This window comes from Aeromicrobium fastidiosum (assembly GCF_017876595.1).
GTDB classification, from domain to species: Bacteria; Actinomycetota; Actinomycetes; order Propionibacteriales; family Nocardioidaceae; genus Aeromicrobium; species Aeromicrobium fastidiosum.
Genome location: NZ_JAGIOG010000001.1, coordinates 2262766 through 2280190 on the forward strand (window position 1 = coordinate 2262766; position 17425 = coordinate 2280190).

Consider the following 17425-nt stretch of genomic DNA (forward strand, 5'->3'; position numbering starts at 1 on the left):
GGACCGACATGATCGAGTTTCGCGGCGTGACCAAGCGCTTCCCCGACGGCACCGAGGCCGTCGCCGACTTCAACCTCGTGCTCCCGTCGCGCAAGACCACGGTGTTCGTCGGCTCCTCCGGCTGCGGCAAGACGACGCTCCTGCGCATGATCAACCGGATGATCGATCCCACCGAGGGGCAGATCCTGATCGACGACGTCGACGTCGCGTCGCGCAACAAGGTCGAGCTGCGCCGGTCGATCGGCTACGTGCTCCAGGCCTCGGGCCTGCTGCCGCACCGCAAGGTCATCGACAACGTCGCCACCGTCCCCGTGCTCCTGGGCACCTCGAAGTCCGAGGCGCGGGCGGCGGCGCTCGAGCTGCTCGACAAGGTCGGGCTCGACCGCAGCCTGGCCCACCGCTACCCGCGCCAGCTGTCCGGCGGCCAGCAGCAGCGCGTCGGCGTGGCCCGCGCCCTGGCCAGCGACCCCAACATCCTGCTGATGGACGAGCCGTTCGGCGCGGTCGATCCGATCGTGCGCGACGACCTGCAGGTCGAGCTGAACCGTCTGCAGCGCGAGCTCGGCAAGACGATCGTCTTCGTCACGCACGACATCGACGAGGCGTTCGTGCTGGCCGACCAGGTCGTCATCCTGAAGAAGGGCGGGGTCATCGCCCAGGTCGGCACGCCGGCCGAGATCCTGGCCGCACCGGCCGACGACTTCGTGGCCAGCTTCATCGGTGCCGAGAAGGGCAAGCGCGCCCTCCACCTCCAGCAGCGCGCGGACGACAAGGGTCTGACGCTGGTCGTCGACGGTGATGGACGCCCCGTGGGCGTGCTCGGCTCAGCCGACGGGACCGGGACGAGTTCGTCATGAGCTGGACGTTCGACAACCTCGATCTCATCCGCGAGCTGACGCTCGACCACATCAGGCTCGCGATCATCCCGATCGTCCTGAGCTTCGTGCTGTCGATCCCGCTCGGCTGGCTGGCCAACCGCAACCGCGTCTCGCGGGGGATCGTCATCACGGGCGGCAGCCTGCTCTACACGATCCCGTCGCTGCCGCTGTTCGTGATCCTCCCGCTGATCCTGCCCACCCGGGTGCTCGACGAGACGAACCTCGTGGTCGCGCTCACGATCTACGGCGTCGCGGTGATGGCGCGCTCGGCCTCCGACGCGCTCGCATCGGTCGACGAGATGACGATCGACGCGGCCAGCGCGATCGGCTATTCCCCGGCCAGCCGCTTCTGGCGCGTCGAGCTGCCGCTGGCCGGCCCGGTGCTGCTGGCCGGCATCCGCATCGTGTCGGTCAGCACCATCGCGCTCGTCTCGGTCGGCGTCATCATCGGGTCGCGCAACCTCGGCCTGCTGTTCCGTGAGGGCAAGCAGCGCGGCATCCTCGAGGAGGTCATCGTCGGCATCGTCATGAGCCTGCTGATCGCGCTGGTCTTCGACGTGATCATCGTGCTGCTGGGTCGCCTGCTGATGCCGTGGTCGCGCCAACAGGTGGTCGCCAAGCCTCATGTGGCGGCCATCTCCGGCCTCGGCGGGCGGGGGTTCTGATGGACAAGCTCCTCAGCGCGATCGGCTGGATCTTCGACGGGTCCCACTGGAAGCCGGGCAGCCAGAACCCGCTCCCGATCCAGGACCGGCTCATCGAGCATCTGCTCTACACCGCGATCTCCGTCGGGATCGCCGCCCTCATCGCCCTGCCGCTGGGCTTCTTCATCGGCCACACCGGTCGCGGTCGCCAGTTCGTCATCGGCTTCACCGGCGCCATGCGCGCCCTGCCCACGCTGGGCGTGCTGTTCTTCCTGCTGATGGTCTTCGGCTACTTCCTGAGCTACGACGACGCGCCGATCGTGGGTGCCACGATCGCCTTCGTGATCCTCGCGATCCCCTCGATGCTGGCCGGTGCCTACGCGGGCCTCGAGGCGGTCGACCGACAGGTGATCGACGCGGCACGCGCCAACGGCATGACCGAGTGGCAGATCCTGACCAAGGTCGAGATCCCGCTCGCGCTGCCGCTCATCATCGGCGGGGTCCGCGCATCGACCCTGCAGGTCATCGCGACCGTGACGATCGCCTCCTACGCCGGCCTCGGCGGGCTGGGACAGATCATCAGCAACGGCATCGGTCTCAACGACTACGACCGCATCCTCGGCGGTGCCCTGCTGGTCACGGCCCTCGCCTTGTCCGTCGACGGGCTCTTCGCGCTGGCCGAGCGACTCACCGCCACCCCCGGACTCACCGACCACCGCCCCGCGACATCTCGTCGCTCCTCAAGCCGGTCCACAAGGCCGCACGCGAACACCACCGCGTGACTCGAAAGGGAATAAACATGTCAACCACTCCACGCCTCATCCGCCTGAGCACGGCGGCCCTCGTGATCGGGCTCTCCGCCGCCACCCTCGCCGCCTGCGGCTCCAGCGACCCGACCGCCGCCGACACCTCGGGCGGGAGCGACAAGGTCGTCGTCGGCTCGTTCGCCTTCCCCGAGAGCGAGATCCTCGGCGAGATCTACGCCCAGGCCCTCGAAGCCAAGGGCATCGATGTCGACCGCAAGTTCAACATCGGCCCGCGTCAGCAGACGATCCCCGCCCTGCAGGACGGCTCGATCAACCTGATCCCCGAGTACAACGGCAACCTCCTGGCGTACTACAACGAGAAGTACACCGAGCGCACGACCGAGGACGTCGACGCGGCCCTGGTCGACGCGGTCGCCAAGGACAAGCTCAAGGTGCTCGACTCGGCCGCGGCCGAGGACAAGGACGCCTACGTCGTCACCCAGAAGACGGCCGACAGCAAGGGCCTCACCTCGATCGGCGACCTGTCCAAGCTGGTGCCGTTCTCGCTGGGCGCCAACCCGCAGTTCGGCGATCTCGGCTACGGCATCCCCGGGCTCGAGAGCGTCTACGGCGTCAAGGCCAGCGACGTGAAGTTCGTCCCGATCGAGGACTTCGGCGGTCCCGACACCGTCAAGGCGCTCGTCGACGACTCGGTGCAGGTGGCAGACATCTACACCACGTCGCCGGCGATCAAGTCGGAGAACCTCGTCGTGCTCGACGACCCCGAGAACATGATCTCGTCGCAGAACATCATCCCGCTGATCTCCGACAAGGTCGACAGCAAGGAGATCGATGACGTCCTGAACGCGATCTCGGCCAAGCTCACGACCGACGACCTGATCGCCCTGCGCGACCGGGTCGAGGGCGACGAGAAGGCCTCGGCGGCCACGGCAGCCAAGGACTGGCTGAAGGACAAGGGCCTCAGCTGATCGGCTGACGCACTGCTACGTCGAAGGCCCTCACCGTCCGATGGTGAGGGCCTTCGACATGCATGTGGCGCTGGGCTACCGCACCTTCTTGGTCGATCGGGACGCGCGCATCGCCGTCTCGTAGGCCGGAGCGGTGTAGCGCACGCGTACCGACAAGCGGTGCCGGCGGTCTGCCGTCGTGACGCGGTAGGTCGAGCCGGTGGCTCCGCGGATCGTCCTGCCGTCGCGCATCCAGCGGTAGGTGCGGCGGCCGTCCGGGTCGGTCGCGGCCGACCGCGCCCTGAGTCGCTGGCCGACCTTCGCCCGTCCCGAGACCTTCGGACGGCTCTTGATCCAGAACGTGCCGCGCACGACGGTGGCGGTCGCGGCCCACGACCTCGTCGCCGCGGCACGGCCGGGTGCCGTGGCCGTGGCGGTGATCGAGATCGTGTGGCCCAGCTCGGCGCGCCGGACGACGTAGCGGGGGCCGGTGGCGAGCAGCCGCGTGCCGTCGAACCAGGCGTAGCTCAGCGTGGGGGAGGCGGGGTCCCACCGTCCCGGACGGGCCGAGAGCGTGTAGCCCACCTTGGGCGTGCCGACGAAGTAGGGGGTCGTGATGTTCCTGACCGGATTGGTCGCGTCGGCGGTGAGCGTGACGTCCTCGGTCAGCACGCTGCCGGCGCTGATCACCTTCGTGCACCCGAACCAGACCCCGTCGCCCTGACGGGTCTGGTGGCGCCGGACCCACGCGTGGCCGTCGTCGGCAGCCGCCGCGACGTCGAGGCAGTACTCGGCCGGGGAGTCGGGCTGCCCGGTCAGGGCGAGGTCGTAGCGGCCGGCGCCGTTCGACACCGTCGAGGCGGTGTCGTCGTTGCCCCGGACGTCGTCGGTGTGGGCGGTCACGCGCACGCCGGCGACCGGTCGCCCGCTCGCGTCGGTCAGCAGGCCGCGGATGCGTGCCGGTGCCGGCACCTGGAAGCTGGTGCCGTTGCGTGTCGTGCCCGCGTCGAGGGTCAGCCGCGTCCCGACGCCCGCCCACGGGGTCGACGGGGGTGTGCGGTCGATGACGTAGCCGCGCTGGTCGTCGAAGCAGACCGGGAGGCGTCCGGACGCCGTCGCGCACACCTGCACCTCCGTGCTGGCGGGCACGGACAGCGAGTACGCGCCACCCGACGTCGACGTACTGGCAGCCGAGGGCTGGGTGACGCCCTGCGGGATGCGCGCCGTCACGCGGACGCCCTCGACGGGACGTCCGGCCGTGTCGGTCACGGTGCCGGTGATGGTTCCCGTGGGCGATGCGGCGGTCGCCGGAGGCATCGCGACGGTCGTGAGCGCAACGCCGATGACCAGCATCGTGGCGAGTTGGCGGATGGCGTGCGGGTGTCTGTGCGCCGTCATGGGAGTCCTCGGGTCGGTGGCACCGGTCGTCGACGCCCACGAGACCCTAGCCTGTCGAGACGTCCTGTCGTCACTGACGAAGGTCATGAGTTGGCGAGAGGCTCCAGCACCTCTGACACGATGGCCGCATGACTGCCTACTGGATCAGCACGTACCTCGAGGTCCTCGACACGACCAAGCTGCAGGCCTACGCCGCGCTGGCTGGCCCCGCCCTCGAGGCGGCGGGCGGCACCTTCCTCGCCCGCGGACTGCCGGAGGCGGTGTACGAGTCGGGGCGCGAGCAGCGGTCGGTGCTGATCGAGTTCCCGTCGGTCGAGGCCGCGGTCGCCGCGCACGACAGCGAGGCCTACCAGGCGGCGCTCGAGGCGCTCGGCGACGGCGCGGTGCGCGACCTGCGCATCGTCCCCGGGGCCTGAGGCCGGCCGTCAGTCGAGGCCGAGGTCCTTGCGCAGCTTCGCGACGTGGCCTGTGGCCTTGACGTTGTACTGGGCGAGCGTGACGGTGCCGTCCTCGACCACGAACGTCGACCGGATGACACCCTGCACGACCTTGCCGTAGAGCTTCTTCTCGCCGAACGCGCCCCACTGCGTCAGGACCTCCTTGTCGGGGTCGGACAGCAGGGTGATCGTCAGGCCGTCCTTCTCGCGGAACTTTGCGAGCTTCTCCGGCTTGTCGGGCGAGATGCCGAGCACGGTGTAGCCCTCGGACTGCAGACGGTCGATCGAGTCGCTGAAGTCGCAGGCCTGCTTGGTGCAGCCCGGCGTCATCGCCGCGGGGTAGAAGTAGACGATGACCTTGCCCTGCTGCTCCGACAGGGTGACCTTCTGGCCAGCGTCGTCGGTGAGGGTGAAATCGGGTGCGGTGTCGCCTGCCTGCAGTCGCGTCGTCATACGTCCTATCCTTGCGTATGTGTGCGTGCCGCCGGCCCGCACGTCCCAGATGTTCCAAGGTGAGCGAGGCACGACGTGGCGAACGACCGACCCAGCGAGCTGGTCGACGAGATCGACGTGATCCGCGACCGACTGGCCGACACCGTCGACGCGCTGATCGACCGCTCCAACCCCAAGAACATCGCCCGCCGCAGCCTCGCCGACGTCAAGGGCAGGTTCGTCGACGAGACCGGTTCGCCGAAGCTCGAGGTCATCCTGCCGCTGGTCGGCGGGGTCGTCGCCGTCATCGCGGGCATCGTCGTGGTGCGCCGGTTCCTGCGCTGACCATGCCCGCCCCGCGCCCCGGCACCGGATCGTGAGCCCCTCTCGTGACGTCCCGCTGCGGCGCATCCGCCTGCGCCGGCCGACCACGAGCCTGGACGACCGGCTGAAGCTGCTGCGCAAGCGGTGGCGGCTGCTGCTGAGGCTCAGCGTCTCGACGTCGCTGGCGTTCTTCATCTCGACCCAGCTGCTGGGGCACTCGCAGGCGTTCTTCGCGCCGATCTCGGCGATCATCGTCATCGTGGCCGGTGCCGGCGTGCGCGCCCGGACGCTGTTCGAGCTGGTCTGCGGCGTCGCCCTCGGCGTGCTCGTCGGTGAGCTGCTGATCCTGACGATCGGGCGGGGCACCTGGCAGATCGCCCTCGTGGTCGTGCTCACGGTCATCGTCAGCACCCTGGTCGGCATCAAGGGGCTGGCGCTCACCCAGGCGGCCAACTCCTCGGTGCTGCTCGCTGCGGTCGTGCCGGTCGCCAACGCCGGCAACCCCGCCGTCACCCGGTTCCTCGACGCCTTCATCGGCGGCTGCTGCGGCCTCGCGCTGATCCTGCTGGTGCCCCGCAACCCCGTGCGCGACATCGACACCGAGACGCAGGCGCTGCTGCGCCGACTGTCCGGCGTGCTGGCCCGCTGCGCCGAGGCGATGCGGCTGGCCGACGCCGACCTGGCCCAGACGGCTCTCGACGAGGCACGGGCGATGCAGCCCGATCTGCAGGCGCTGGAGTCGACCGCGGTCAATGTCACCGAGATCGCCAAGATGTCGCCGATGCGCTGGAAGCAGCGCGGGCACCTCGACCTGTACGTCGGTGCCGTGCGCGACCTCGACAACGCGATCCGCGACGCCCGCGTGCTGGCCCGTCGCACCTCCGCGATGCTGCGCCACGGCGAGGCCGCTCCTGCCGACATGCACCTCGCGCTCGACTCCCTGGCGCGGGCCGTCGAGATCTTCGCCGACGACCTGTCGGAGCACGACGACTTCGCCGAGGCGCGTGAGCAGCTCGTCGCGGCGGCCCGCATCGCGGTCGAGGCGCTGCCCGGCGCGATGACGATGAACACCGCCGCGATCGCGGCGCAGGTGCGGTCGCTGGCCGCCGACCTGCTGTACGCCAGCGGTGCGACCCGCGACGAGATCGACGCGAGCCTCGACTTCGACTGAGCCGGGCGCGCGCTGGCCGATGGTGGGCTGGACAGCCTGTCCGGCGCTGCGCTACGTTGCTGAGACTGTTTCGACCGACCCAGGAGGTGGACCCATGGACATCATCAACCCGATGACATCCGTGACGCGTCGCCACGCCGTCGCGTTCTTCGCCGGTCACACCTCCGGAGCAGTGCACCTGAAGTAGCCCACACCTGTTGGCACTTCTGCCGCTTCGGATCTTCGATCCGGGGCGGTTTTTTCGTTGTCCGCAACCAGATGTCCGCCATCGATCATCCCCACCCAGTCCTCACGAAAGGAGGCGCGCCATGAACACCACGCTCGACACGACCCTCATGCCCGCTCAGCACGTCCACACCCCGTCCATCCACGACGTCAACCCGACCCACGGATCACACGGAGAGGAGGTGAAGGCAGTGGCACTCTTCGAGTCCCGCAGGGGCCGCGTGACGCGCGCCTGGGACGAGCTGTCCGAGATCGATCGAGCTGTGCTCCTGGAGTCGGTGCGCCAGCGCCGCAAGCTCCAGCGTCGCAAGCAGGAGATCTACGCCCAGGTCTACAACCGCGCCCGCTGATTCGTCAGCACGGCATGACGGTGCCGGGTTCCCACGAGACCGTGGGAACCCGGCACTTACCCAGGATTTCTGTCACCTACCGGGGGTTGCAACCCTTGGTACGTGCCGGGACACCACGAGACCGTGGTGTCCCGGCACCGTCAGCGGGAGGCGATGGCGTCGGCGAAGGCCAGGATGCGGCGGGCGTCGCGCACGTGCAGCTCCTCGACCATCCGGCCGTTGAACGTCACGACACCCTGACCGGCGGCCTGCGCCTCCTCGAAGGTTCGGATCATGTCGTGGGCGTGGGCGATGTCGTCGTCGGACGGCGCGAACGCGGTGTTGGCCGGCTCGACCTGGCCCGGGTGGATCAGCGTCTTGCCGTCGAAGCCCATCTCGCGTCCCTGCCGGGCCTCGGCGTCGAAGCCCTCGAGGTTCTTCACGTCGTTGTAGACGCCGTCGATGATGACCTTGCCGGCGGCGCGGGCCGCCAGCAGCGACAGCGACAGCGCCGTCAGCACGAGGGGGTTGCGCCCCGGCACGTGCAGGCCGAACGTCTCGTTGACGACGTCGTTGGTGCCCATCACGATGACCGTGAGGCGCTCGTGGGCCGCGCAGATATCCTCGGCGTGCAGCAGCGCGACGGGGGTCTCGATCATGGCCCAGAGCTGGGTCTTCTCGGGTGCTCCCGCCGCCTCCAGCGCCGCGACGAGCTGCAGCACCTCGGCGGCGGAGTTGACCTTGGGCACCAGGACGGCGTCGGGCCCGGCGGCGGCCGCGGCGGCGATGTCGTCGTCGTGCCACTGCGTGCCGATGCCGTTGACCCGGATCGCGAGCTCGCGGTGGCCGTACTCGCCCGACCTGACGGCCGCGCAGACACGGTCGCGAGCCTCGGGCTTGGCGTCGGGCGAGACGGCGTCCTCGAGGTCGAGGATCAGCGCGTCGGCATCGATGCCCTTGGCCTTCTCGAGTGCACGCTCGTTGGCGCCGGGCATGTAGAGGACGGAACGGCGGGGGCGGAGCTCAGCGGAAGTCATGTGCGTCCTTCGGGGGTCTGGTCTCAGAGGTCGTACGCGGCGGCGAGCTCGGGATCGCGCTCGGCCAGGGCCTTGGCGAGGTCGAGCATCACGATGCACTGCTTGCAGGACGCGTCGTCCTCCATCTTGCCGTTGATCATGACGGCACCGGACCCGTCGCCCATCGCCTCGACGACCTCCTTGGCGTGCGCGACGTCGGCGGGGTCGGGGGAGAAGACCTTCTTCGCGATGTCGATCTGCACGGGGTGCAGGCTCCACGCGCCGACGCAGCCGAGCAGGAACGCGTTGCGGAACTGGTCCTCGCACGCGACGACGTCCTTGATGTCACCGAACGGTCCGTAGAACGGCAGGATGTCGTTGCCGGCGCACGCGTCGACCATGCGGGCGATCGTGTAGTGCCACAGGTCCTGCTGGTACGTCGTGCGCCCCTCGGTGAGGTCGTCGCCCGTGGGGTCCTGGCGCACGAGGTAGCCGGGGTGGCCGCCGCCGACACGGGTCGTCTTCATGCGGCGGGACGCGGCGAGGTCGGCGGGTCCCAGCGAGATGCCCTGCATGCGGGGGCTCGCCGCCGCGATCTCCTCGACGTTGGTCATGCCCTCGGCGGTCTCGAGGATCGCGTGCACCAGGATCGGCCGCGTGATGCCGGCGCGGGCCTCGAGCTGGGCCAGGATGCGGTCGATGTAGTGGATGTCCTGCGCGCCCTCGACCTTGGGCACCATGACGACGTCGAGCTTGTCGCCGATCTCGGTGACCAGCGTGATGAGGTCGTCGAGCGCCCAGGGGGAGTCGAGGCTGTTGATGCGGGTCCACAGCTGTGTGTCACCGAAGTCTGTGGCCTTGCCGATGTCGACGAGTCCCTGACGGGCGGCTTCCTTGTTCTCGGTCTTGATGGCGTCCTCGAGGTTGCCGAGGATGATGTCGACCTTCTTGGCGATGTCCGGCACCTTCGCGGCCATCTTCGGGTTGCTCGGGTCGAAGAAGTGGATCATCCGGCTCGGGCGGAACGGGATGTCGGCGACGGGCGTCGGGGCACCGACGGCGAGGGGACGGAGGAAGGCTCGGGGATTGCGCACGCGGGTCATCTCTCGGTCGGGGCAGGGACGGCAAAACTACCCGCCAGTATGCCGATGTCCTCCGATGGCGCAAGCATGGGGCCGAGCGAAGCGTCAAGATCGCGTCAAGACGTGTCAGCGTCCCGTCAAGGACGGCGAGCGGAGGCGCTGACGGGTGTGGTGTGGAGCCATGACCTTCGAATCCCTCCTCCTGCTCGTGATCGTGGCGGGGCTGCTGACCTATCTGGTCGCGGCGCTCGTCCGTCCCGAGAAGTTCTGAGCCGCCATGTCCACAGTGCACATCTCGGGGGAGACCTCCGGCCTGCTCACCCTCGCCACCCTCGTCGTGCTGCTCGCCGTCGTGTACGTCCCGTTCGGCGACCACATGGCGCGCACGTTCACGTCGACCTCGCACACGCGGGTCGAGAAGCGCATCTACCGGCTGATCGGCGTCGATCCGGACGCCGCACAGACCTCGCGGTCGTACACGCTGAGCGTGCTGGGCTTCTCGCTGGTCAGCATCGTCCTACTGTTCGCGATCCTGGTGGGACAGCGGGCGCTGCCGTTCGACCGCGGCCTGCCCGGCATGCCGTGGGACATGGGCCTCAACACCGCCGTGTCGTTCGTGACCAACACCAACTGGCAGTCGTACGGCGGTGAGTCGACGTTGGGCTTCGCGGCCCAGGCTGGCGGCCTCGCGGTGCAGAACTTCTTGTCTGCCGCCGTCGGCATCGCGGTCGCGGTGGCCCTGCTGCGCGGTTTCATGCGCACCCGGTCGGACGATCTCGGCAACTTCTGGGTCGACCTGGTGCGCGGCACGCTGCGCATCCTGCTGCCGGTCGCCTTCGTGGCGGCGATCCTGCTGGTCTCGCAGGGCGTCATCCAGAACCTCGCCGACCACACCGTCAACGCGGTGGCCGGCGGCACGCAGGTCATCCCCGGGGGCCCGGTCGCGAGCCAGGAGGCGATCAAGGAGCTCGGCACCAACGGCGGCGGCTTCTTCAACGCCAACTCGGCGCACCCCTTCGAGAACCCGAACCCGTTCAGCAACCTGGTCGAGATGTTCCTGATCCTGGTCATCCCGATCAGCCTGACCCGGACGGCCGGCACGATGCTCGGCCACCGCCGTCAGGGTCTCGCGATCCTGGGGGCGATGACGGTGATGATCGGTGCCGCCCTGACCGTCGCGACGTGGGCCGAGGTCGGCGGTCACTCCCAGGCCGCCCGCCTCGCCGGTGGCGCGATGGAGGGCAAGGAGACCCAGTTCGGCACCTGGGCGTCGGCGATGTTCGGCGTGTTCACGACCGGGACGTCGACGGGTGCGGTCAACGCCTCGCACGACTCGTTCACGCCCGCCGGCGGCGGCACGGTGCTGGTCAACATGATGCTCGGCGAGGTGTCGCCCGGCGGCGTCGGCGCCGGCATCTACGGGATCCTCGTCATGGCGATCCTGACGGTCTTCATCGCCGGTCTGATGGTCGGCCGGACGCCGGAGATCCTCGGCAAGAAGATCGGCACCAAGGAGATGACCTACGTCGCGCTCTACACGCTGAGCGTCCCCGCGATCGTCCTGGTCGGCATCGGCTCGGCGATCGCCCTCGGCGGCACGCCCGACGCGATGGGCAACCCGGGCGGCCACGGCTTCAGCGAGGTCGTCTACGCGTTCACCTCGGCGGCCAACAACAACGGCAGCGCCTTCGGCGGCCTCACCGTGACCTCGCACTTCTTCCAGCTGTCGCTGGCGGCGGCGATGTTGCTCGGCCGGTTCGTGCCGATCGTGCTGGTGCTGGCCCTGGCCGGCTCGCTCGCCCGGCAGGGCAAGGTGCCGACGACCGCCGGCACGCTGCCCACCCACACACCCCTGTTCACCGGTCTGCTCGTCGGCGTGATCCTCCTGATCACGGGCCTGACGTTCTTCCCGGCGCTGGCTCTCGGACCCCTCGCGGAGGCACTTTCCTCATGAATACCGGTATGACCATCACGTCCATGCTCTCCCAGCTGCCTTCGGCGCTGCGCAAGCTCGACCCGCGTCACCTGTGGCGCAGCCCCGTCATGTTCATCGTGTGGATCGGCTCGGTCATGACGACCGTCATCGCGATCGCCGACCCGACGACGTTCGCATGGACCATCGCGGTGTGGCTGTGGCTCACGGTCGTCTTCGGCAACCTCGCGGAGGCCGTCGCGGAGGGTCGCGGCAAGGCGCAGGCCGCCTCGCTGCGGGCCGCCCGCACCGACGTCGCAGCCCTGCGGCTGCTGCCCGACGGTACCGAGGAGACCGTCGCCGGCACCGAGCTGCGCGTCGGCGACCTGGTGATCGTCCAGGCCGGCGAGGTCGTGCCGGGCGACGGCGACGTCGTCGAGGGCGTCGCCTCGGTCGACGAGTCGGCCATCACGGGCGAGTCCGCCCCCGTCATCCGCGAGGCCGGCGGCGACCGCTCGGCGGTCACGGGCGGCACCAAGGTGCTGTCCGACCAGATCACGGTCAAGATCACCTCGGCACCCGGAGAGACGTTCATCGACCGGATGATCGCGCTCGTCGAGGGTGCGTCCCGCCGCAAGACGCCCAACGAGATCGCGCTGTCGATCCTGCTGGTCAGCCTGACGATCGTGTTCGTCCTGGCCGTCGCGACGCTCAAGCCCATGGCCGACTACGCGGGCGCCCCGCAGAGCACGCTGGTGCTCGTGGCCCTGTTGGTGTGCCTCATCCCCACCACGATCGGCGCTCTGCTCAGCGCGATCGGCATCGCCGGCATGGACCGCCTCGTGCAGGTCAACGTGCTGGCGATGTCGGGCCGCGCGGTGGAGGCAGCCGGCGACGTCAGCACTCTGCTGCTCGACAAGACCGGCACCATCACCTACGGCAACCGACGCGCATCGCGCTTCGTGCCGGCCGCAGGAGTGTCCGACGACGAGATCCGCGACGCCGCCCGGCTGTCGAGCCTGGCCGACCAGACCCCGGAGGGACGCTCGATCGTCGAGCTGGCCGTCGAGCAGGGTGCACCCGCCACGGTCGCCGCGGACGGTGCGACGTTCGTCGAGTTCACCGCCCAGACCCGCATGTCGGGCGTCGACCTGGCCGACGGACGCATCGTCCGCAAGGGTGCCGGCGGCTCGGTCGCGGCGTGGGGCGGTGGCATCCCCGAGGACGTCCGCATCGCGATCGACGAGATCAGCGGCTCGGGTGGCACACCGCTCGTCGTGGCCGAGCAGGTCGCAGGCGTCACGCGTGTGCTGGGCGTCGTCCACCTCAAGGACGTCGTCAAGGAGGGGATGGTCGAGCGCTTCGACGAGCTGCGCCGCATGGGCATCCGCACCGTCATGATCACCGGCGACAACCCGCTCACCGCGGCGGCGATCGCGCAGGAGGCCGGCGTCGACGACTTCCTGGCCGAGGCCACCCCCGAGGACAAGATGCGCCTGATCCATCGGGAGCAGGAGGGCGGTCGCCTCGTCGCGATGACCGGCGACGGCACCAACGACGCCCCCGCGCTGGCAGCTGCCGACGTCGGCGTCGCGATGAACTCGGGCACGTCCGCGGCCAAGGAGGCCGGCAACATGGTCGACCTCGACTCCGACCCGACCAAGCTCATCGACATCGTCGGCATCGGCAAGCAGCTGCTCATCACCCGCGGTGCCCTGACGACGTTCTCGATCGCCAACGATGTGGCCAAGTACTTCGCGATCATCCCCGCGATGTTCCTCGTGGCGTACCCGTCGCTCGACGAGCTCAACGTCATGCACCTCGCGACGCCGCAGTCGGCGATCGTGTCGGCGGTCATCTTCAACGCCTTGGTCATCGTGGCGCTGATCCCGCTGGCGCTCAAGGGCGTCGCCTACCGGGCCGTCTCTGCGGCCGCGATCCTGCGCCGCAACATCCTCGTCTACGGGCTGGGCGGCGTCATCGCCCCGTTCGTCGGCATCAAGCTCATCGACCTCGTCGTCTCCACCATCCCAGGAATCGGGTAGCCATGAACCGCCTCAACCTCTCCGGCGGTCTCGTCCGCCAGTCACTCGTCGGCCTCAAGGTGCTGATCGTCATGACGGTCCTGCTGGGGGTCGCCTACCCGGCAGCCGTCTGGGGCGTCTCGCAGGTCGCCTTCCACGACCGGGCCAACGGCCAGATCGTCACGGTCGACGGCAAGGACGTGGGCTCGCGCCTCATCGGCCAGGACTTCGCCGTCCGCGACGACGCCCTGTTCCACGGTCGTCCGTCGGCTGCCGACTACGACGGGCTCGCCTCGGCACCGTCCAACCTCGGACCGTCGAATCCCGCTCTGCTGAAGGCGATCGCCGAGCGTCAGGCGACGATCGCGAAGGTCGAGGGCGTCGACGTCGCTAGCATCCCCGCCGATGCCGTGACCGCCTCGGGCTCGGGGCTCGACCCCTACATCTCGCCGGAGTACGCGGCGCTGCAGGTGCCCCGCGTCGCGAAGGCCACGGGGATGGACATCGCCGCGGTGCGGGCGCTCGTCGCCGACCACACCGACGGACGCCAGCTGGGCTTCCTGGGCGAGCCCAAGGTCAACGTGCTCGAGCTCAATCTCGCTCTCGCGGACCGGTAGGACTGGCCACGGTGCAGACTGAGGACGTGCAGGGCGACGAGGACCGCAATCGGCAGAGGGGCGTGCTGCGCGTCTACCTCGGTGCCTCGCCCGGCGTCGGCAAGACCTACCGGATGCTCGACGAGGGACGCCGGCGGGCCGAGCGCGGCACCGACGTCGTCGTCGGCTTCGTCGAGACGCACGGCCGCGTCAACACCGCCGCGCAGGTCGAGGGCCTCGAGGTCGTCCCTCGGCTCGTCGTCGACCACCGCGGCACGCGGCAGGAGGAGCTCGACGTGCAGGCTGTCCTGGCCCGGATGCCCGAGGTCGTGCTGGTCGACGAGCTGGCCCACACCAACGTGCCGGGCGTCGGACACGAGAAGCGCTGGCAAGACGTCGAGGAGCTGCTCGCCGCCGGCATCTGCGTCATCACGACCGTCAACATCCAGCACCTGGAGTCGCTCAACGACGTCGTCGAGTCGATCACGGGCATCCGCCAGCGTGAGACCGTCCCCGACAAGGTCGTGCGGGGTGCCGACGCGATCGAGCTGGTCGACATGAGCCCCCAGTCGTTGCGCCGTCGCATGGCGCACGGCAACGTCTACGCCCCCGACAAGGTCGACGCCGCGCTGTCGCAGTTCTTCCGCGAGGGCAACCTGACGGCGCTGCGCGAGCTCGCCCTGCTGTGGCTGGCCGACCGGGTCGAGGAGGGGCTCGACCGCTACCGCGACCAGCACGAGATCGACTCCACGTGGGCGACCCGCGAACGCATCGTCGTCGCCGTCACCGGTGGACCGGAGTCGGAGGTGCTGATGCGGCGGGCGGCCCGCATCGCGTCCCGCACCGGAGGCGGCGAGTGGCTCGGCCTGTACGTCACGCGCGGCGATGGGCTCGTGCAGATGGACCCCGAGCGTCTGCACCGGCTGCACGTCATGACCGAGGACATGGGCGGCACGTTCCACTCCGTCGTCGGTGACGACACCGCGACGGCGATCCTCGACTTCGCCAAGGCCGAGAACGCCACCCAGGTGCTGATCGGTGCCAGCCGGCGGGGACGCCTGTCGACCCTCGCCAATCCCGGGATCGGCGAGATCGTCATCGCCGAGTCGGGCGACATCGACGTCCACATCGTCACGCACGACGAGGCGCGGCGGACCCGGGCCAACGTCCGGTCGACGCCCGAGCTGAGCCGCCGCCGGCGCCTGTACGGATTCCTCCTCGGCGTGCTCGGCCCGTTCGTCCTGTCGGGCCTGCTGCTCGCGACCCCAGACTTCCACGGCCTGCCGACCGAGGCGATGTTCTTCATGGCCCTCGTGGTCGCGACGGCCATCGCAGGGGGACGCTGGCCGGCCGTCGCGTGCTCCCTCATCAGCGGGTTCGCGCTCAACTTCTTCTTCACGCCGCCGTTGCGCACGTTCACGATCGCCAGCGGCGACAACGCCTTCGCCGTCGTGCTGTTCGTCATGGTGGGCGTGGCCGTGTCGTCCGTGGTCGGGCTGGCGGCCCGTCGCACGGCCCAGGCCGAGAAGGCCAGCGCCGAGGCCGACGCCCTGACGGTGCTGTCGCACAGCCTGCTGCACGCCGGCGACTTCAGGACCCTGCTGTCGAACGCCTGCGAGCTGTTCGGCATGGCCGGTGCCGCCGTGATCACCACCGAGGGCGAGGTCGTGCACTCCTTCGGCACGCCGATCGACTCCTCGGAGAAGGCCGACGTCGTGATGCCCATCGACGCCGACTCGAGCCTGGCGCTCGTCGGACGGGCGCTCCCGGCCGCCGACCAGCGGCTGCTCAAGGCGTATGCCGCTCACGCCTCGGTGCTGGGGGAGCGGCGTCGCGCGGCGCAGGAGCGCAGCGAGCGTCGGGTGCTGGCCGAGACCGACCGCACTCGCACGGCGCTGCTCGCCGCCGTCTCGCACGACCTGAGGTCGCCGCTGTCGGCGGTCAAGGCCGCCGTCAGCAGCCTGCGCAACACCCAGATCCAGTGGTCGCCCGAGGACGAGCAGGCGCTGCTCGAGACGGTCGAGGAGGGGGCCGACCGCCTCGACGACCTGGTGGCCAACCTGCTCGACATGAGTCGCATCCAGATGGGCGCGGTCACCGCCCACGTCGACGAGGTGGAGCTGGAGGCCGTCGTGCTGATCTCGCTCTCCTCGTTGGCCGGCACCGATCGCGTCGACGTCGTGGTCGACGACGCTGCGGCGCTCGTCGTCGCCGACGCCGGCCTGCTGGAACGCGTCGTGGCCAATCTCGTCGGCAACGCCCTGGCGTATGCGCCCGCGGACACGAGGGTCCGCGTCGACGCGACGGCATCGGGCGACCGAGTGGTCGTGCGGGTCGTCGACACCGGACCCGGGGTCCCTGCCGAGCAGCAGGGGCGGTTGTTCGAGGCGTTCCAACGGCTCGGCGACGTCCCGCACGGCGAGGGCATCGGGCTGGGACTCGCGGTCGCCCGGGGGCTCACCGAGGCGATGGGCGGTACGTTGACGGCCGAGGACACGCCCGGTGGCGGGCTGACGTTCGTCCTCGACCTGCCGGGGACGGGAGCGCCGCGATGACGTTCGTGCTGGCCGTCGACGACGACTCCGCGATCCTGCGGACCCTGACGATCAACCTGCGGGCCCGAGGCTACGACGTCGAGACCGCAGCCGACGGGCGGTCGGCGCTGCAGATCGTCGACGAGCGGATGCCCGATGCCGTGATCCTCGACCTCGGCCTGCCCGACATCGACGGGCTCACGGTGTTGAAGCGTCTGCGGGGGTTCACGCAGGTGCCGGTCGTGGTGCTGTCGGCGCGGCACGAGTCGGACGACAAGGTCGAGGCGCTCGACGAGGGTGCCGATGACTACGTCACCAAGCCCTTCGACATGGAGGAGCTGCTGGCCCGCGTGCGCGCCGCGGTACGTCGCAGCAGCGCGGGAGCGACGTCGATCGTGGTCGAGGCCGGTGACGTGTGGCTCGACGTGACGGAGCGGCGCGCGACCCGCGCCGGCGAGGACGTCCGGCTCACCCCGACGGAGTGGCACATCATCGAGGTGCTCGCGCGCCGCGAGGGACGCCTCGTGCGTCAGGCTGACCTGCTGCACGAGGTGTGGGGACCCGGCTACGACCGCGAGACCAACTACCTGCGGGTGTACCTCGCTCAGATCCGCCGCAAGCTCGAGGCCGATCCGGCCCGGCCGGCGATGTTCCTGACCGATCCCGGCATCGGCTACCGGCTCGTCGCCCCGCCGGGCTGAGTCTCCCC

Annotated in this window: 18 protein-coding genes; 14 read left to right on the forward strand and 4 right to left on the reverse strand. The window is 69.7% G+C overall.

Annotated features, from left to right (window positions below):
• The first annotated feature begins 8 nt into the window (after positions 1-8).
• Genes JOF40_RS11160 through JOF40_RS11175 form a run of 4 tightly spaced genes read left to right on the forward strand, consistent with a single transcriptional unit; the run spans position 9 to position 3257 of the window.
• A complete protein-coding gene (locus tag JOF40_RS11160) occupies positions 9-857 on the forward strand; it encodes an ABC transporter ATP-binding protein (RefSeq protein WP_129185180.1) in 849 nt (282 codons plus the stop codon).
• A complete protein-coding gene (locus JOF40_RS11165) occupies positions 854-1543 on the forward strand; it encodes an ABC transporter permease (RefSeq protein ID WP_129185179.1) in 690 nt (229 codons plus the stop codon). Before JOF40_RS11160 ends, JOF40_RS11165 begins: the two co-directional genes overlap by 4 nt.
• Positions 1543-2304, forward strand: a complete 762-nt coding sequence (locus JOF40_RS11170) for an ABC transporter permease (protein ID WP_129185178.1) — start codon at positions 1543-1545, stop codon at positions 2302-2304. Before JOF40_RS11165 ends, JOF40_RS11170 begins: the two co-directional genes overlap by 1 nt.
• A gap of 17 nt (positions 2305-2321) precedes the next feature.
• The gene (locus tag JOF40_RS11175) at positions 2322-3257 is read left to right on the forward strand and encodes an ABC transporter substrate-binding protein (protein WP_129185177.1); all 936 of its coding nucleotides are present in this window, start codon (positions 2322-2324) and stop codon (positions 3255-3257) included.
• A 75-nt stretch (positions 3258-3332) separates the two neighbouring features.
• Here the strand turns inward: JOF40_RS11175 and JOF40_RS11180 are convergent, their stop codons facing one another.
• Positions 3333-4634 carry a carboxypeptidase regulatory-like domain-containing protein gene (locus tag JOF40_RS11180; RefSeq protein WP_188111906.1) on the reverse strand — a complete coding sequence of 434 codons (1302 nt, stop codon included), beginning with the start codon at positions 4632-4634 and terminating at the stop codon, positions 3333-3335.
• 128 nt (positions 4635-4762) lie between these two features.
• On the opposite strand from JOF40_RS11180, the gene JOF40_RS11185 reads away from it, so the two are divergent.
• Complete coding sequence (locus JOF40_RS11185; RefSeq protein WP_129185175.1) at positions 4763-5050, forward strand: DUF1330 domain-containing protein; 288 nt, start codon at positions 4763-4765, stop codon at positions 5048-5050.
• Between the two features lie 9 nt (positions 5051-5059).
• On the opposite strand, the gene bcp is transcribed toward JOF40_RS11185, so the two are convergent.
• Positions 5060-5524 (reverse strand): thioredoxin-dependent thiol peroxidase, encoded by a 465-nt coding sequence (gene bcp, locus JOF40_RS11190; RefSeq protein WP_129185174.1) that lies wholly within the window; start codon positions 5522-5524, stop codon positions 5060-5062.
• A gap of 75 nt (positions 5525-5599) precedes the next feature.
• Between bcp and JOF40_RS11195 the strand changes: the two genes are divergently transcribed.
• The 3 genes from JOF40_RS11195 to JOF40_RS11205 all read left to right on the forward strand — a co-directional run bounded on the left by JOF40_RS11195 (position 5600) and on the right by JOF40_RS11205 (position 7573).
• Complete coding sequence (locus JOF40_RS11195; protein ID WP_129185173.1) at positions 5600-5848, forward strand: DUF3618 domain-containing protein; 249 nt, start codon at positions 5600-5602, stop codon at positions 5846-5848.
• 31 nt (positions 5849-5879) lie between these two features.
• Entirely contained in the window at positions 5880-6998 is a 1119-nt protein-coding gene (locus tag JOF40_RS11200; protein WP_129185172.1) for an FUSC family protein, read from the forward strand.
• A gap of 308 nt (positions 6999-7306) precedes the next feature.
• On the forward strand, positions 7307-7573 hold the full coding sequence (locus JOF40_RS11205; RefSeq protein ID WP_129185171.1) for a hypothetical protein: 267 nt from the start codon (positions 7307-7309) through the stop codon (positions 7571-7573).
• 140 nt (positions 7574-7713) lie between these two features.
• Here JOF40_RS11205 and JOF40_RS11210 read toward each other — a convergent pair whose 3' ends face one another.
• Positions 7714-8589 (reverse strand): HpcH/HpaI aldolase/citrate lyase family protein, encoded by an 876-nt coding sequence (locus JOF40_RS11210; RefSeq protein ID WP_129185170.1) that lies wholly within the window; start codon positions 8587-8589, stop codon positions 7714-7716.
• A gap of 23 nt (positions 8590-8612) precedes the next feature.
• Positions 8613-9662 (reverse strand): HpcH/HpaI aldolase/citrate lyase family protein, encoded by a 1050-nt coding sequence (locus JOF40_RS11215; protein WP_129185169.1) that lies wholly within the window; start codon positions 9660-9662, stop codon positions 8613-8615.
• A 169-nt stretch (positions 9663-9831) separates the two neighbouring features.
• On the opposite strand from JOF40_RS11215, the gene kdpF reads away from it, so the two are divergent.
• From kdpF to JOF40_RS11245, 6 genes are read left to right on the forward strand one after another with little or no spacing between them, the layout of a single operon-like run.
• The gene (gene kdpF, locus JOF40_RS11220; RefSeq protein WP_129185168.1) at positions 9832-9921 is read left to right on the forward strand and encodes a K(+)-transporting ATPase subunit F; all 90 of its coding nucleotides are present in this window, start codon (positions 9832-9834) and stop codon (positions 9919-9921) included.
• Between the two features lie 6 nt (positions 9922-9927).
• Positions 9928-11604, forward strand: a complete 1677-nt coding sequence (kdpA, locus tag JOF40_RS11225) for a potassium-transporting ATPase subunit KdpA (protein ID WP_245343126.1) — start codon at positions 9928-9930, stop codon at positions 11602-11604.
• Positions 11601-13607, forward strand: a complete 2007-nt coding sequence (kdpB, locus tag JOF40_RS11230; RefSeq protein ID WP_129185167.1) for a potassium-transporting ATPase subunit KdpB — start codon at positions 11601-11603, stop codon at positions 13605-13607. The genes kdpA and kdpB overlap by 4 nt, the downstream gene beginning before the upstream one ends.
• A gap of 2 nt (positions 13608-13609) precedes the next feature.
• Positions 13610-14203 (forward strand): potassium-transporting ATPase subunit KdpC, encoded by a 594-nt coding sequence (gene kdpC, locus JOF40_RS11235; RefSeq protein WP_129185166.1) that lies wholly within the window; start codon positions 13610-13612, stop codon positions 14201-14203.
• 11 nt (positions 14204-14214) lie between these two features.
• The gene (locus tag JOF40_RS11240; RefSeq protein WP_246152948.1) at positions 14215-16737 is read left to right on the forward strand and encodes an ATP-binding protein; all 2523 of its coding nucleotides are present in this window, start codon (positions 14215-14217) and stop codon (positions 16735-16737) included.
• Complete coding sequence (locus tag JOF40_RS11245) at positions 16734-17417, forward strand: response regulator (RefSeq protein ID WP_129185165.1); 684 nt, start codon at positions 16734-16736, stop codon at positions 17415-17417. Before JOF40_RS11240 ends, JOF40_RS11245 begins: the two co-directional genes overlap by 4 nt.
• The last annotated feature ends 8 nt before the right edge of the window (positions 17418-17425 follow it).

Coding starts and splice junctions, on each gene's coding strand:
- kdpB (WP_129185167.1), top strand. CDS start 11,601: ATGAATACCGGTATGACCATCACGTCCATGCTCTCCCAGCTGCCTTCG.
- JOF40_RS11180 (WP_188111906.1), bottom strand. CDS start 4,634: ATGACGGCGCACAGACACCCGCACGCCATCCGCCAACTCGCCACGATG.
- JOF40_RS11205 (WP_129185171.1), top strand. CDS start 7,307: ATGAACACCACGCTCGACACGACCCTCATGCCCGCTCAGCACGTCCAC.
- JOF40_RS11165 (WP_129185179.1), top strand. CDS start 854: ATGAGCTGGACGTTCGACAACCTCGATCTCATCCGCGAGCTGACGCTC.
- JOF40_RS11185 (WP_129185175.1), top strand. CDS start 4,763: ATGACTGCCTACTGGATCAGCACGTACCTCGAGGTCCTCGACACGACC.
- JOF40_RS11210 (WP_129185170.1), bottom strand. CDS start 8,589: ATGACTTCCGCTGAGCTCCGCCCCCGCCGTTCCGTCCTCTACATGCCC.
- JOF40_RS11245 (WP_129185165.1), top strand. CDS start 16,734: ATGACGTTCGTGCTGGCCGTCGACGACGACTCCGCGATCCTGCGGACC.
- JOF40_RS11175 (WP_129185177.1), top strand. CDS start 2,322: ATGTCAACCACTCCACGCCTCATCCGCCTGAGCACGGCGGCCCTCGTG.
- bcp (WP_129185174.1), bottom strand. CDS start 5,524: ATGACGACGCGACTGCAGGCAGGCGACACCGCACCCGATTTCACCCTC.
- JOF40_RS11170 (WP_129185178.1), top strand. CDS start 1,543: ATGGACAAGCTCCTCAGCGCGATCGGCTGGATCTTCGACGGGTCCCAC.
- JOF40_RS11160 (WP_129185180.1), top strand. CDS start 9: ATGATCGAGTTTCGCGGCGTGACCAAGCGCTTCCCCGACGGCACCGAG.
- kdpF (WP_129185168.1), top strand. CDS start 9,832: ATGACCTTCGAATCCCTCCTCCTGCTCGTGATCGTGGCGGGGCTGCTG.
- kdpC (WP_129185166.1), top strand. CDS start 13,610: ATGAACCGCCTCAACCTCTCCGGCGGTCTCGTCCGCCAGTCACTCGTC.
- kdpA (WP_245343126.1), top strand. CDS start 9,928: ATGTCCACAGTGCACATCTCGGGGGAGACCTCCGGCCTGCTCACCCTC.